11 protein-coding genes and 2 pseudogenes are annotated in these 13,771 nt (G+C 65.0%); 5 read left to right on the top strand and 8 right to left on the bottom strand.

Annotated features, from left to right (window positions below; translation table 11 throughout):
* Positions 1–533: 533 nt before the first annotated feature.
* On the bottom strand, positions 534–1,160 hold the full coding sequence (locus ACW2Q0_RS30735; protein WP_457194426.1) for a dihydrofolate reductase family protein: 627 nt from the start codon (positions 1,158–1,160) through the stop codon (positions 534–536).
* Positions 1,161–1,985: 825 nt separating this feature from the next.
* Here ACW2Q0_RS30735 and ACW2Q0_RS30730 point away from each other — a divergent pair.
* On the top strand, positions 1,986–2,594 hold the full coding sequence (locus ACW2Q0_RS30730) for a hypothetical protein (RefSeq protein ID WP_457194425.1): 609 nt from the start codon (positions 1,986–1,988) through the stop codon (positions 2,592–2,594).
* Between the two features lie 46 nt (positions 2,595–2,640).
* On the opposite strand, the gene ACW2Q0_RS30725 is transcribed toward ACW2Q0_RS30730, so the two are convergent.
* Positions 2,641–2,910 carry a hypothetical protein gene (locus ACW2Q0_RS30725; RefSeq protein WP_457194424.1) on the bottom strand — a complete coding sequence of 90 codons (270 nt, stop codon included), beginning with the start codon at positions 2,908–2,910 and terminating at the stop codon, positions 2,641–2,643.
* 454 nt (positions 2,911–3,364) lie between these two features.
* Here ACW2Q0_RS30725 and ACW2Q0_RS30720 point away from each other — a divergent pair, with 454 nt between their 5' ends.
* Positions 3,365–4,123, top strand: a complete 759-nt coding sequence (locus ACW2Q0_RS30720) for a class I SAM-dependent methyltransferase (protein WP_457194423.1) — start codon at positions 3,365–3,367, stop codon at positions 4,121–4,123.
* A gap of 528 nt (positions 4,124–4,651) precedes the next feature.
* Here ACW2Q0_RS30720 and ACW2Q0_RS30715 read toward each other — a convergent pair.
* The 3 genes from ACW2Q0_RS30715 to ACW2Q0_RS30705 form a co-directional block, all read right to left on the bottom strand.
* Positions 4,652–5,236: a hypothetical protein gene (locus tag ACW2Q0_RS30715; RefSeq protein ID WP_457194422.1), complete on the bottom strand. Its 585-nt coding sequence runs from the start codon at positions 5,234–5,236 to the stop codon at positions 4,652–4,654.
* A 282-nt stretch (positions 5,237–5,518) separates the two neighbouring features.
* Positions 5,519–6,871, bottom strand: coding sequence for an FAD-dependent monooxygenase (locus ACW2Q0_RS30710; protein ID WP_457194421.1), 1,353 nt, complete (start codon positions 6,869–6,871; stop codon positions 5,519–5,521).
* A 5-nt stretch (positions 6,872–6,876) separates the two neighbouring features.
* Positions 6,877–7,212 (bottom strand): hypothetical protein, encoded by a 336-nt coding sequence (locus ACW2Q0_RS30705; RefSeq protein ID WP_457194420.1) that lies wholly within the window; start codon positions 7,210–7,212, stop codon positions 6,877–6,879.
* Between the two features lie 377 nt (positions 7,213–7,589).
* On the opposite strand from ACW2Q0_RS30705, the gene ACW2Q0_RS30700 reads away from it, so the two are divergent.
* The 3 genes and pseudogenes from ACW2Q0_RS30700 to ACW2Q0_RS30690 form a co-directional block, all read left to right on the top strand.
* Positions 7,590–7,919: an ArsR/SmtB family transcription factor gene (locus ACW2Q0_RS30700; RefSeq protein WP_457194419.1), complete on the top strand. Its 330-nt coding sequence runs from the start codon at positions 7,590–7,592 to the stop codon at positions 7,917–7,919.
* A pseudogene (locus ACW2Q0_RS30695) lies at positions 7,919–8,615 on the top strand (cation transporter). Before ACW2Q0_RS30700 ends, ACW2Q0_RS30695 begins: the two are co-directional and overlap by 1 nt.
* A 34-nt stretch (positions 8,616–8,649) precedes the next feature.
* Positions 8,650–8,982, top strand: a pseudogene (locus ACW2Q0_RS30690) (DUF3703 domain-containing protein); the annotation flags it as partial.
* A gap of 360 nt (positions 8,983–9,342) precedes the next feature.
* Here the strand turns inward: ACW2Q0_RS30690 and ACW2Q0_RS30685 are convergent.
* From ACW2Q0_RS30685 to ACW2Q0_RS30675, 3 genes are all read right to left on the bottom strand, one after another.
* Positions 9,343–11,628, bottom strand: a complete 2,286-nt coding sequence (locus ACW2Q0_RS30685) for a heavy metal translocating P-type ATPase (protein ID WP_457194418.1) — start codon at positions 11,626–11,628, stop codon at positions 9,343–9,345.
* Positions 11,629–11,662: 34 nt separating this feature from the next.
* The gene (locus tag ACW2Q0_RS30680) at positions 11,663–12,574 is read right to left on the bottom strand and encodes a hypothetical protein (RefSeq protein WP_457194417.1); all 912 of its coding nucleotides are present in this window, start codon (positions 12,572–12,574) and stop codon (positions 11,663–11,665) included.
* Between the two features lie 486 nt (positions 12,575–13,060).
* Positions 13,061–13,765, bottom strand: a complete 705-nt coding sequence (locus ACW2Q0_RS30675) for a sterol desaturase family protein (protein ID WP_457194427.1) — start codon at positions 13,763–13,765, stop codon at positions 13,061–13,063.
* Positions 13,766–13,771: the final 6 nt, after the last annotated feature.

Genomic DNA, 13,771 nt, shown 5'->3' with positions numbered 1-13,771 from the left:
GTCCGGCAGGGAGATTACCTGCCCGAAGATCTGCGATGGATCGGCGCATGATCGGGAACTGCTGCCCCAAAGCGTCCCCCACGGACAGTCCATCCAAAGAATCGAACATCAACTCGACATGCATTGGCTCCGATGATAGCCAAACGGAAGACGATCTAGCGGATGGCGAATGTGTGTCTGAATCTTCAACGGTGGCTTTGGATGTCGGTTCGTCGCCGCAGGCGCGCGGATGAGTTCGGTGATGTGTTTGCGTTGCTCGCGACCAGGAGAGCTGCTTCCAGTTGGCGCGGTGCATGTCTCGTCGAGTTCGTGCGCGATTCCGGACCCGTACGCGACATCGCGCACGTCGAGCTTCAAGGCTTGGGTACTGCGCGAATGGTGTCGATCAAGGATGGGTGCTCGGGGTTGTCGATCACCCGGCTGACCCGAGGTTGGGAATCAGGACGACATCAGACCGGTGCGCATCGCCGTGATCGCCACGGTGACGGCCAGCCGCGATGTGACTGCCTGGCACGGTCATCCCCGCAATCGGGTTACATCTGGCCGTGGCGAACCGGGCCGGCTGGTTCGTAGGTGCCGAGGACGATGCCGAGATCGGTCACGGTGAGCTCGACAGGGCGCATTGTCGCCGGGAGGATGCCGGCGTTGAACAGGCGGCGACCGGAGCCGAGCATCAGCGGAAACGTCATCAGGCGGAAGCGGTCGACGAGTTCGTGCTGCAACAGCGTCTGGAGCAGTTTGCCGCTTCCCCAGATCTGCAGCTCGTCGCCGGGTTCGTCCTTCAGCGCCTGCACCGCCGCGACGACGTCGCCGGTGAGGAGGCGAGCGGTGTCGGGGTGTTCGCCGCGCCAGGTGGCATCGGCTTCGCTGAGGGAGTTGGATGCGACGTATTTGGGCAGCGAGTTGATCGCGGTGGCGATGGGGTTGTCGGGGTCGGTCTGATCGGGCCAGTAGCCGCGGAAGATGTCGAAGGTTCTGCGACCGAACAGGAACGCGCTGGCGTGGCTGTTGAGTTCGGTGACGAACTCGCCGACGGCTTGGTCCGGGAACGGGGCTTGCCAGCCGCCGTGGGGGAAGGCATCGCTGGGATCTTCCTCAGGTCCGCCGGGGGCCTGCATCACGCCGTCGAGGGTCAGGAATGTCTGAACGGTGAGCTTCATGTCAATGCAGACGGAGCGGCGCGCTGATTCTGAGCGGTCTCAGGTCGAATCGCTGCCGACCGAGTCGGAGCGCATCTCGTTCGTGCCGGTGGCGACGACCTGGTCAACGTGTCCGGCGACCTGACCACTGACGCCTCGGAATGCTTACTCGACTGTGCTTTCGCGCCCGACTTCTATCCGCCTCTGCCGTATGGCAAGTTGGCCCGACATTTGGGTTGGCTCAGTCTATTGACCAGGCGAATCGTGCAGCGCCGAGACAGGTATAAGTCCTGGTCATCGACCATTCAGGCAGCCTCGGGGATTCCGCGACACGCTGCAAGCGAGTCCTTAGAAGTCTTAGCTCGGTTTTTCGGCCGACGAAACCTGATGCTGCCACCGGAGCCCCGTCTGTAATCCAAATCTATGTAGACATGATCTATGTAGATGCAATCTACATTGTCAGCCGTGTTCGGCGGGTGTCCTTGCCGATCTCAGTTGCGGCGTTTGCGTCGTGGGACGTGGCGGTACAACGTCTCGGTATACGACGCCCATCAGGGCCGACGACACGCAGCCGCGGCACACTATCGCCGACGACTCACTCCCGCACCACCAAAGCTCGCCACCCAACCGCTGCGCGGAGGCTCGGGCCACAACCGCGGCGCGCATAACCCTTCCACTGGAAGCCTACAGGCGGCCAAACTTGTTGTAACACTTCGTTGCTGGTCACACCGTGGGCACGATTTCGTGAGTGTAGATCGGCGCGCTGCTCGGGTTCCTATGGCGCTAACGTTGCCATGGCGTGCCGTGAAAAGACTGACTCCTGCGCCTCGTGCGCAGGGTCGATAGGTGCTCGCGGCGCGGTCAATCCGTCAATCGCACAAAGGGATTCCCATGTCCATCGAACCAGACGAAAGCCTTGGCATACGCGGGCAATCCAAGGCTGTGGTGCACGCTCTGATCACGAGCGTTGTCAGTGTGTTCGCACTGATAGTCGTCGTTGTGCTCATCTCAAAGGCGCTCGGCCTGGGTGAGGAAGAGTCGGAATCGACTGCGGCGAGTACAACGAGCAGCTCAGCTCCTATTGCGCCGCCAACCGCACCGGCCGCTGCGCTGGCGTCGGTGTCGGATCCGCGATGCGCGCCAGCGTCGGACAGTGTCGTCGCGCAGGTGCAAGCGGGCCTGACCATGGATGGTTACCGGCTCACCAATGCGACGGTGATCATTGACGGTCGTCTCACGTTCTTCGGTGCGACAACCCTCGACGCATCTGGACAGATGGAAGAGCGTTCGGACGTGTGGATCCTGCGCGACCACGTCGTCTTCGCCTCCACCGGTGGCGCACGCAGCAACTCGCAATTCCCGAAGGCCTCGTCGTCACCGCTGAGTATTTCGCCGGGAGACGAGCGGGTGCGAGCCGTGGATGCCTGTGTAGTGGATGCGACGCGCAGAAGTTAGTTGGGGTCGAGCCAGTGCGGCGGGGCCGCACTGGCCGGAGCCCTGATCAGCGGCCGGGGGTGAGGTTGGTCTTGCCGCCGGGGGTGAGGTTGTTCTGGCCGCCCGGTGTGAGGTTGCTCTGGCCGCCGGGGGTCAGATTGGTCTGCGGGCCGCACACCAGGTTGGGCCAGCGGCAGGTCGGCAGGTTGGGGTCCTGATCGGCCTGGGCCACGCCGGCCGTCACCAAGCCCACGCCCAGCAGGGCGGGTGCCGCGGCGATCGCCAGGGCGCGAGCGAACCGGTGGGGGCGGCGGGTCGAGCGCTGGTTGGTGGTCATGTGGGTCCTCCTTCGTGTTCGTGTGGCGGGGCGGTCCCGCTGTCGTGGTGACGCTGTCCAGCCTCGCCGACACCGGACCGCGCCGAAAGGACACCCAGGGTGCACGGCAATGCACCCGGAAGTGATTCGATCCCACCTAGGTGGCTTCGGTTCCGGTCACGCAACGGTTGGAAATCGACAACGCGCGATACCTGTGTATCTGTCGAGCTGCTTCGGTGTGGTTGCTGGATTCGGTTGGGCCGCTGCGTCGTTCGTCCCGAGCGCGACCGTGCTCGATACGGCTTGGTCCATGAACTCGAGCGTTCCGCCTGCCCGTCATCGAAGGCGGGGACGCGCACGGCCCCGACCCGCAGTCACGACAGTCGATGGCATCCGCCACCGAATTGCGGAACCATTGGTCTTATCTCCTGTACGACCCTTCAGGTGTGGCCCGTCCGCAATCAAAGGAGGAGTCATGAACACCGAACCCGACCACAACGGTCAGCCAGACTTCGAAGCGCTCTACCGTGACGCGTCGCCGGAGCCGGATGCCGCGGCGTTGATCCCCTGGGACATCGGCGGCCCACAGCCGGTGGTGCAGCAGTTGGTGGCCTACGGCGCTGTGCGTGGCGAGGTGCTCGACCCCGGAACCGGCCCGGGACATCACGCGATCCACTACGCGTCCAAGGGGTACTCGACCACCGGGATCGACGCGTCGCCCACGGCGATCGAGCGGGCCGAGCGCAACGCGCGGCGCGCCGGGGTGCGGGTGGACTTCGCAGTAGCCGATGCCACCAGACTCGACGGGCTGGAGGATCGGTTCGATACCGTCGTCGACAGCGCGTTCTACCACGTGTTCCTCGACGACGAGCAAATGCAGACCCAGTACATGCAGGCCCTGCACCGGGCCACGAAATCGGGGGCGCGACTGTTCATGTTCGAAATCGGACGCCACAACGTCAACGGCCTGCAGCCCGAAGGTTTGCCGGCGGAAAATTTCGAGCGGGTCCTTCCCGCGGCCAGGTGGCGCATCGACTACCTGGGCACCACCACCTACCAAGCGACCTTCAGCCCGGAAACGTTTACCCATCTCACCAAGGAGATGGGCGAGGACTCGGGATGGGCCGAGCGGATGAAGCCGTTGCTGGAACAACTCCAGACCATTGCGCCGTTGCTGAAAAACAACCGGGTACACCTGCCCGCGTGGGCCGTGACCGCCACCCGCCTCGACTAGCTATGCCCTTTCGAGCTGGAGCACCACTCAGAAGCTCCACCCTGTTCGTCGTGTCGTGGTGGGAGCCTGGTCACCACTGGTGCCTACCGGTCGAGAGGAGTCGCCGGCCGGTGGCCCGGGAAGCGTGCCGGTAGCTGCCCCGGCACGCACACACGCCCACCCGAACTCGCCCGACGTGCTCCGGATCCGTCTCCTCCGATTACGGCGCATTGGTGAAGTGTGTCGCCATCGGCACGGACAGCAGTGACGAGGATGTTCGACGTGGACTGCGTCGCCACGTATAAGCCGTTGCCGTTTGCGATCTCGATATCCTCGAGCACGACGGTGCCGAAGTCGTGCGCCCCTTTCTCCAGGGCACGTTTCTCGAGTCGCTGATACATGACCACGTGCTGGGCCGGGCCGGGAAACACTCCCGGCCACGCCTGCACCAGATCCCCCCGCGACCATCACATGCAGACCATCGAGCATTGTGAGTCTCCGCAGCTCCTCAACGCCCGACCGGTCGGCCGCTATGTCAGCTGCCCGCTATCACGGCTGGCCGGTGGCGAGCGCCTGTACTGCGTCGAGGAACTCCGGGCCGCCCTGGACGTACCCGCCGACGGTTCCACCGATCAGCGCACCCACGGGGATGCTGATTCCCCATATCAGGGGCAGACACGCCCCGAGGAGGCCGCCTACGATGGCACCGCCGACGACGCCAGGCAGGTTCTTGTTGATCTGCTCCTTGAGCCGGTCGTAGGAGCTGATGTCTTTCAGTTGCGCAATATCTTCCGCCGTGGGGGTCGGTGTCACCGCCAGAGTGCGACCGTCCGCATCGATGTGCTGCGCAATCGCGATCGAACGCCCATCGACGGCGAACCATTGCGGTATCTCGGTCACCGCCGCTCCGTCGCCGGACTCGAGCACCACCGCACCGTTCTGCGCGATCTCGAACTTGCCGTTCTCGACGGTGGTGGTAATCACCCGGTCGACTGGCGAAACGGTGATCTGGTAATCGATTCCGTGATCCACACCGGAAGTCGCGTCCGCCGCAGTCACCGCGGTCGGCTGCCCCGTTACGGCTGGCTCTGCATGGGCGGTTGCCGCAGTGATACCCACCGCCGCGACGGCCATGAAAACGGCAGCAGTGATTTTCTCGAACTTCATCTTCGAATCCCTCCACTCAACTGCCCCTGATGGGCGGACCGAGTCAGACCTTAAGCGGTATCGAATTCAATGGCGCGTAGCACGCCACACGCGATTCGAAGTCATTCCCATGTCTGCGGTGCAGCTCTTGTGGGTGCCGGCCGCCGCGTTCAATCGATCTCGTCTTCGGGTGGTCGGCGGCGGTTTCCTTCGGGGGTGAAGAGGAGGGTAGTTCAATAGTTGCTGCTCGGTGCCTGGTTTGTGCGCGGATCAGAACTTCGACTGATCCGTCGGGATCGGTTCGGGTGGGCGTCGTGGCGAGGGCAGTGCCATCGCCAGTTCCCCTCGTCGGGCTGCCCGCCACCACCGCTGTCCGGAGTCGATGGCACGCCGGATCTTGCGCACAGTGGATACCTGTGTGAGCAGGTGTAGCTGATATCGCCACGGCATTTGTAGCCCGTGTCGAGCCGCCATCGCATAGGCGAACTGTACGGCGCTGCGGTCGAGATACCGGTCGGCGTGTTCGAACCAGAACATGCTGGCACGGGCGGCCGCCTGTATCGGGCGCAGCGCGGCGCGCCGCTGCGCATCGTAGTGCTCCAGTGCGTCGGTGACCTCGGCATGCTCGTAGAGATTCTGTGCGAGGACGATGGCGTCGACGATTGCCAACCGGGTGCCCGAACCGATAGTGAAATGCGTTGTGTGCGCTGCATCGCCGAGTAGCACCACGTTGTCGTGGTACCAGGTCTTGTTGGTTACCTCGGGAAAGCGGCTCCACCTTGCGAACTCGCCACGTGTCTTGCTGATCAACGAGTGACCGTCGAGAAGGCGCGTGAAGATGTTCTCCAGAACACGCAAGTTTTCCGGGTTGTCCAGGGAATCGAATCCCAGTCCATGCCATGTCCGCGGTTGGCATTCAACGATGCAGGTGCTGATTTTTTCGGCAACCGACGGGTAGGCATGGAACCAGATCCAACCGGCCGAAGTGTGTTCGAAGGCGAAGGTGAATCGGGTGAAGACCTTGTCCGTACCGAGCCAGATATATCGATTCTCGCCGAGTGTGACGGAGGTGCCGAAACGATGATTACCCAGCTGCCGTACCTGGCTGTTCGCACCGTCGGAGGCGACGATGAGATCGGTGTCGTCGAAGCCGGACAGATCGTGGACCTCTCGCCCGTGCTGGACATCGACGCCCAGGTCGCCCGCCCGTCGGGAAAGTACGTCGAGCAATGCCGCGCGCCCCATACTGAACCCGTAACCCCCGAAATGGGCGGTCTGGTCCTCGCCCACATGGATTGCCTGTTCACGCCATAGGACCGACCCGGCACGCACCGCCTCGGCGCTGTCGGGGTCATTCCGATACAGAATATCGAGCAGGTCGTCCCAGTACACGACGCCCCAGCCATAGGTGGACCCGGGGGGATTGCGGTCGATCACCGTGATGTCATGGGCCGGGTCGCGCCGCTTCATCGAAATAGCGAAGTACAGCCCGGCCGGCCCGCCACCGATACACACGATCTTCATCTCGTCACCAGTTCCAGCCGGGTTGGTCGAACCTGGCTTCACATGATCGTTACTCGATGCGAGCGAGCCCGGCACGCTGTGCGTGTCGGGCTCGGTCATCGGAGCTAGAAGCTGCCCCAACCACCCCAGCCGGGTGGGTTCCACCAATTCCCCCAGCCGCCGCCGCCCCAACCCCAGCCGCCGCCCCAACCCCAGCCGCCCCCGTGACCCCAGCCGCCGCCGTGACCCCAACCGCCGTGACCCCAACCGCCGCCGCCCCAACCGGGGCCGTGGCCCCAACCGGGTTTGTCGACGAGTTGAGTTGCAGACGTGGGCGTCGTTGCGTGCGCGGTAGGCGCTTGCGCCGCGGCTGCGACGACCGGAATCGCGGCAGCTGCGGCTATACCGGCGGCGGCCGCCAACCGGGCGAACTTCGTGTGTGAATTCTTTCTGTCGGTCATGATAGGGCTCCAAAATGCTGTCCCGACCTGGTCGAATTCTACGCGGCTTCGCCGAACTCCAGAAGGAGTCACATTGACCAATCTATAATGCCTGCCACATTCCCCAATGTGGCACAGCGACCGCACTGAGCGCTGGCGGAAACGCGTGCTGACGCCGGGCGGTTCTGCTCATTTCATCCGCGCAGGCAGCGCAATCATGTGGAACGGCGGTAGTCACCGACGAGCGGCGGCCATGCTGGCTACGAGACGTGGTTGAAACGGGATCGGTTGCAGCTGTTGGGTTTCGACCCGGCGGTGGATGGGGTCGCGGCGCCGCTCATGCCGCCGCAAACAGTTCAGATCTAGATGAATACAGAAAATTCTGTATCATTTTAGTTGTGGAAACCGAGCTGCAGTTCGACGCGCTGGCCCGGTTCGGGCACGCGCTGTCCGACCCGACCCGCACCCAGATCCTGCTGAGCCTGCGGGGCGGGCCGGGATATCCGTCGGAACTGGCCGAGCGGATCGGGGTGTCGCGGCAGATCCTGTCCAATCACTTGGCCTGTCTTCGCGGGTGCGGTTTGGTCGTCGTGGTCCCGGAAGGTCGACGCAGTCGCTACGAGTTGGCCGATCCGCGCATCGCCGCCGCGCTCGAGGATCTGCTCGGGCTGGTGCTGGCCGTCGATCCGGCTTGTTGTCCGGTCTCCGACACCGAGGGGTGCTGCTGATGTCGGCGCCGTTGGGTTTGCCGTCGGCGGTTACGGTCTTGGGGCCGTCGCCGCAGCGGCGGGCGTTGCTGGCGCGGCGGATCCGGTGGTTCGTCGCGATGACGATCTCCTACAACGTGATCGAGGCGATCATCGCTGTCACCGAAGGGTCGCGGGTGTCCTCGACCGCGTTGCTCGGGTTCGGGCTGGACTCGGTGATCGAGGTGTCCTCGGCGGCGGCACTCGCCTGGCAGTTCGCCGGACGCGACCCCGCCGCGCGGGAGCAGATCGCCTTGCGCGTCATCGCGTTCTCGTTCTTCGCGATCGCGGTCTATGTCAGCGTCGACTCGGTCCGCGGCCTGCTCGGCGTCGGCGAGGCCGAGCACTCCGCGATGGGGATCGGTTTGGCCGCAGCCAGTCTGGTGGTCATGCCCGTGCTGTCATGGGCGCAGCGGCGAGCCGGGCGGGAACTCGGTTCCGCCTCGGCGGTTGCCGATTCCAAACAGACCCGTGCTCTGCACGTATCTCTCGGCGGTGCTGCTGGTCGGGTTGCTGCTCAACAGCATCTTCGGCTGGACCGTGGCCGACCCGATCGCGGCACTGGTCATCGCCGCCATCGCGGTCAGGGAAGGTGTCAACGCCTGGCGCGGGCACATTTGCTGCCCCACTCCCGCCAACACCGATGCAGTCGGCCACGACTGCGATTGCTGCGACTGACCACCTGCCCCATCCGATTCGGAAAGAACCAGTAATGCCACACATTTCGACCGCTGCACGTGCTCGCTATGTGGAGGAAATGCAGGCCGCGAAAACGGCGCTCGACCCCGCACAACGGTGGGTACACCTCGAACGAGCGCACATCCTGTCGCAACCCGACCCCTGGCTGCACACCCGCAGCCACTTCGCCATGTTCGCGCTCGCGGTCGGCCAACGCGACCGACGCGAAACTCTCGGCCAGATCATCCGGATCATCCTGGCCGCCCCTGGCTCACTGACCGGCCGCTACCCCGAAGGCAACACCGGCCGCGCCCAGGTCGGACTCCGCCAGCCAATGCCCACCCCACCCGACCTTGCCGCGCTGCTGCGGGAGGACAACGCGCGTCCAGGCGGTTGTCCGCCGGACGAACCGGCTCGAGATACATCCATCACGTCGAGTGACCGCGAAATTTCTTGCTGGGAATTGGCTGGCAATGTCGCGAGAGGTTGCCAAGAGTATCGGCCAGTCGATTGTGGATGCCCTTGGGGGGCAGTAGCTTTCGTTTGCTGATTGTTGCTCTGCGAAAGGTCGAACCGATGATTCTGCTCTCTCTCCTGGCCGCGACCGGAAGTGCTTTCGCCGCATGGGCCACCGGAAGCGCCGCGATGGGCTTGGGAAATAGCGGCATTCTGCAGTAAGTCATGGGATCGGGCGGGACGGTATGGGCGCCGTCCCACCCGATCCTTATTATTGGGCGGTGGAGCGGAAGCCACGCAGGCGCAGGCTGTTGCTGACCACGAAGACCGAGGAGAAGGCCATCGCGGCGCCCGCGAGCATCGGGTTCAGTAGTCCGGCCATGGCGAGCGGAATCGCCGCCACGTTGTAGGCGAAGGCCCAAAACAGATTGCCCTTGATGGTGCCGAGGGTCCTGCGGGACAGCCGGATCGCATCGGCGGCCGCGCGCAGGTCACCGCGGACCAGGGTCAGGTCGCTGGCCTCGATGGCGACATCGGTTCCGGTGCCCATTGCCAGACCGAGGTCGGCTTGGGCCAGGGCCGCGGCATCGTTGACGCCGTCGCCGACCATCGCGACCACCTTGCCTTCGCCCTGCAGTCGCTTGACGGTGTCGACCTTGTCGGCGGGCAGCACCTCCGCGATCACCTCGTCGATACCGACCTGTGCCGCAATGGCTTTCGCGGCGGCGGTGTTATCGCCGGTCAGCATGATCGGGGTAAGACCGAGGGCCGTCAACTGCGAGATCGCCTCGGCGGAGGTGGGTTTCACCGTATCCGCGACCACGAGCACGCCGCGTGCCTGACCGTCCCAACCCACCGCGACCGCCGTCTTGCCCTCGGATTCGGCGGTGTGCATGGCCCGCTCGAGCTCGGTATCCAGCCGCTGCGACCAGTCCGCGAGCAGCCTTGCGCGCCCGACGACTACCGCGTGGCCGTCCACCACACCCTGCACGCCGAGGCCCTCGATGTTCGCGAAATCCTCGACCTGCCGCAGGGTAGCGCCCTTATCCCGCGCGCTCCTGGCAATCGCCTGGGCGATCGGGTGCTCCGACGAATCCTCCAGCGCCCCGGCCAATGCCAGCACCTCGGCGGTGTCCTCGCCTTGGGCGGCAATGACATCCAGCAGGGTCATCTTGCCGGTGGTGACGGTGCCGGTTTTATCGAGCACCACGGTATCCACGCGACGGGTCGACTCCAGCACCTCCGGCCCCTTGATCAGAATGCCCAGCTGCGCACCGCGGCCGGTGCCGACCAGCAGCGCGGTCGGTGTGGCCAGCCCGAGCGCGCACGGGCAGGCGATGATCAGCACCGCTACCGCCGCGGTGAAGGCCGCGGCGACCGAACCGCCGGTGCCCAACCAGAATCCGAGGGTCGCGGCCGACAGCGCGATCACGATCGGCACGAAAATCCCGGAGATGCGGTCCGCCAACCGCTGGGCCTGCGCCTTACCGGTTTGCGCGTCTTCTACCAGTTTCGCCATCTGGGCCAGCTGGGTGTCGGCGCCGATGCGATGGGCGCGCACCACGATCCGCCCGCCGACATTGACCGTCGCACCGACGACAGCATCCTCGGGACCGACCTCGACCGGCACCGATTCTCCCGTGAGCATCGAGGCGTCGACCGCCGAGGAACCTTCTACGACTACACCATCGGTGGCGATCTTCTCACCGGGCCGCACCACGAAGATGTCACCAACGCGCAACTGCTCAACCGGAATTCGCTGCTCCACGGCGCTTGCCCACCCCGCCGACTCCGTCGACTGCGGTCCCCCTGTACCGCGCAGCACGGAAACTTCCTTCGCACCGAGCTCCAGCAGTGCTCGCAGTGCCGCCCCGGCTCGTCGCTTGGAGCGCGCCTCGAAGTAGCGTCCGGCCAGGATGAAGGTGGTGACACCCGCGGCGGCCTCCAGATAGATGCTGCCGGTGCCGTCCATCCGCGCAATGGTCAACTCGAACGGATGCTTCATACCGGGCATTCCGGCCGTGCCCCAGAACAGCGCGTACAGCGACCAGCCGAACGCCGCGAGCGTACCCATCGATACCAGGGTGTCCATGGTGGCGGTGCCGTGCCGCAGGTTGGCCCAGGCGGCTCGGTGGAAGGGCAGTGCGCCCCACACCACGACCGGCGCGGCCAGTGTCAGCGAAAGCCATTGCCAGCTGTCGAACTGCAACGCGGGCACCATGGCCAGCGCGATGACCGGCACCGTCAACACCAGCGAAACCAGCAGTCGGGTCCGCGGCGCCGCCGTCGGATCCTCGTCCGGGGTGGTCGCCTCGGGTTCTTCGATCTTCGGCAGCGCGGCGGTGTAACCGGCCTGTTCCACGGTCGCAATCAGCTGCTCCGGTGAGATATCACCGCGGAAATCGACCCGCGCCTTCTCCGTCGCATAGTTGACCGTCGCCGTGACGCCGTCGAGCTTGTTCAGCTTCTTTTCGATGCGATTGGCGCAGGACGCGCAGGTCATGCCACCGATTACCAATTCGACCTGTCCGGCGGACGGTTGTGTCGCGATGGTCATCGTGTGCTCCGTTCTGTGCGACTCGGGGTAATGATCAGTGGCCGTGTCCAGTGGGTTCCGCGGCGGGAATCACTGCGGAACCGGCGACCGAGAGGGTGAATTCGGCGGTGCGAACCACGCCTTCGTGCTGGAAATCGAGGAAGAGCCGGTAGTCGCCCGCACTCGGCGCGTCGACGTAGAAGGTAATGCCTGGTCCGGCCGGGGTCACGCCGTCGCCGGGGCTGCCCTGCGGATGGACGTGCAGGTAGGCGAGGTCGGCGGCGCGTAATGCCACGAGGTGACCATAGGCCCCGAGATAGGGCTGCAGATCGGTGACCGGTTTGCCATCGCGGCTGACCGTGAGTGCGACCTTCGATGGCTGGCCCGGGGTGACCGTGCCGTTCAGCGCGACGGTGTACGCGCCGACCTGCGCGGCAGCCGACGGGGCCGGCAGCACCTGCGCGTCGTAGTTACCGGCGACCCGCAGATCGGCACCGAGCGTCAGATTCTTACCGCCATCGGGTGTGAAGTCGGCGAAGACCCGGTAGTCACCGGCGCGGGTGAGATCCAGCGGGACGCTCCAGGTACCGGTCTGGTCGAGTACCGGATGCACATGCTGGAAGGCGGCCATATCGCGGCGGACCACGATGAGGTGCAGATCCTTGTCGTGGCTGCGGACGTAGCTGGTGACGGGTGCGCCGTCGCGGTTCAGAATGCGAAACCGTAGCGCAACGTTCGCCGCCGCGGCGGTTTGCGGGGTATCCAAGCGTAGCGTGTAGCCATTTTCGCTGGCCATGAGTCCCGCGGGCAGTTCGTCGGCACCGGACTCGCCCATGGCCGCATGCCCCGCGGAGTCGTGCGCGGACTTGGTGGGCTCTGGCCCGAGCGTAGCGCCGAGGGCCAGTGCGATCCCGAAGACCGCCGCGAGACCGAGGGTGAAGCCGGCGAACTTGCTCGCTGCGTTCATCGGGAGGCTCCGTTCGGATTTTTCGGCGGGTCGTCCCGTCGAACTCGGATCTACCATACCCCCCTAGGGTAGGCTGTCAAGGTGGTACGGGGTGAGGGTATGAGGGCAGATGCGGCGGCGGTGGCTGGCGTGGTCAGCAGAGTTCGTCGAAGCGAAGGCGAGCGATGCGGCGGACCGTCGGCTGGCTGTCTTCGACGCGCTCTCGGAACGCTTCGCCGGCAAGGAACTCGCGTGGCTGTGCGTTCATCAACACGATGGTCGAAGTTGCCGATCCGGGTTCGGCTGCCCACCATGCGGTCGATCGGCACAAGCGGTGCGTCATCGACTATCTCGCCGAATTGCTTATCGCCGCGGGCCGATCCGATGCCGAGGAACTGGCCGCCGAATTCGTTCTCGACGGTGCGATGGTCAGAGAACACCCCGGCGGCGGAGCGTGCCGCGGCGATCGCGCGCCGCCTGCTGGGGACGGGCTCAGTTCGGTGCCCGTCAGGTGCGGTGGAGATGGCGGGCGGTGGGGGAGGTTGCGATGGTCGACGGGTCCGGATAGGTGCCGAGCAGACGGTCGGCGGTGCCGGAGGTGGTCACGGTGAACCAGTAGTGCTCGTTCTTGTAGTGGTGGTGGCGGTGGTTGCGCCAAACCGCCCGGTAGAGTGAGCTTTTCGGCTTGTAGTCGGTGTGGATCAGGTAGTGGGTCCATTCATAGCCGAGGCCGAGGGCGGTGATCATCGACAGGAAGGTCAAGCCGAGGCCCAACCGTGGAAAGGCCAGGGCCGCGATCGCGATCAGAACGAGGACCAGTACCGACAGCGTCTTGGTCGGGATGAAGATCAGCGGGATATTGCGCGGATCGACATGGTGCGCACGGTGTTTGCGGGCCAGCTCGCAATCGATCGGGATCGGGCCGAGTCGCCGCGGCCGCCAATGCAGCACCGTGACGTGCACGATCCATTCGAAGACCGGGAACACCGCGAGCATGACCGCGGGTACCAGCGCATCGGTGAAGTGCCAGTCGCCCACAATGCTTCGGCCGATCAGCGCCGCCAACAGCGTGGTGCCGATCAGCCAGGGCGAAGGATGCCGGATGAATTCGCCGAAGGCGGCGCCGAGCGTGCGGCCGCGGCGCAGCGTCCGCTCGTCCTGACCTACCCGCGCTGCGGCCGAATCCTTGCTGGACGATTGTGGTTTCGTCATGGTCTT

The organism is Nocardia citri, from assembly GCF_054065835.1.
Note: the sequence above shows the minus strand (reverse complement) of the source record. Positions and strands in the feature narration are given on the sequence as shown.

Excerpts from the sequence above, each read along its gene's own strand:
- ACW2Q0_RS30735 (WP_457194426.1), bottom strand. The coding sequence starts at position 1,160 with ATGAAGCTCACCGTTCAGACATTCCTGACCCTCGACGGCGTGATGCAG.
- ACW2Q0_RS30720 (WP_457194423.1), top strand. The coding sequence starts at position 3,365 with ATGAACACCGAACCCGACCACAACGGTCAGCCAGACTTCGAAGCGCTC.
- ACW2Q0_RS30685 (WP_457194418.1), bottom strand. The coding sequence starts at position 11,628 with ATGACCATCGCGACACAACCGTCCGCCGGACAGGTCGAATTGGTAATC.
- ACW2Q0_RS30680 (WP_457194417.1), bottom strand. The coding sequence starts at position 12,574 with ATGAACGCAGCGAGCAAGTTCGCCGGCTTCACCCTCGGTCTCGCGGCG.
- ACW2Q0_RS30710 (WP_457194421.1), bottom strand. The coding sequence starts at position 6,871 with ATGACCGAGCCCGACACGCACAGCGTGCCGGGCTCGCTCGCATCGAGT.
- ACW2Q0_RS30705 (WP_457194420.1), bottom strand. The coding sequence starts at position 7,212 with ATGACCGACAGAAAGAATTCACACACGAAGTTCGCCCGGTTGGCGGCC.
- ACW2Q0_RS30675 (WP_457194427.1), bottom strand. The coding sequence starts at position 13,765 with ATGACGAAACCACAATCGTCCAGCAAGGATTCGGCCGCAGCGCGGGTA.
- ACW2Q0_RS30725 (WP_457194424.1), bottom strand. The coding sequence starts at position 2,910 with ATGACCACCAACCAGCGCTCGACCCGCCGCCCCCACCGGTTCGCTCGC.
- ACW2Q0_RS30715 (WP_457194422.1), bottom strand. The coding sequence starts at position 5,236 with ATGGCCGTCGCGGCGGTGGGTATCACTGCGGCAACCGCCCATGCAGAG.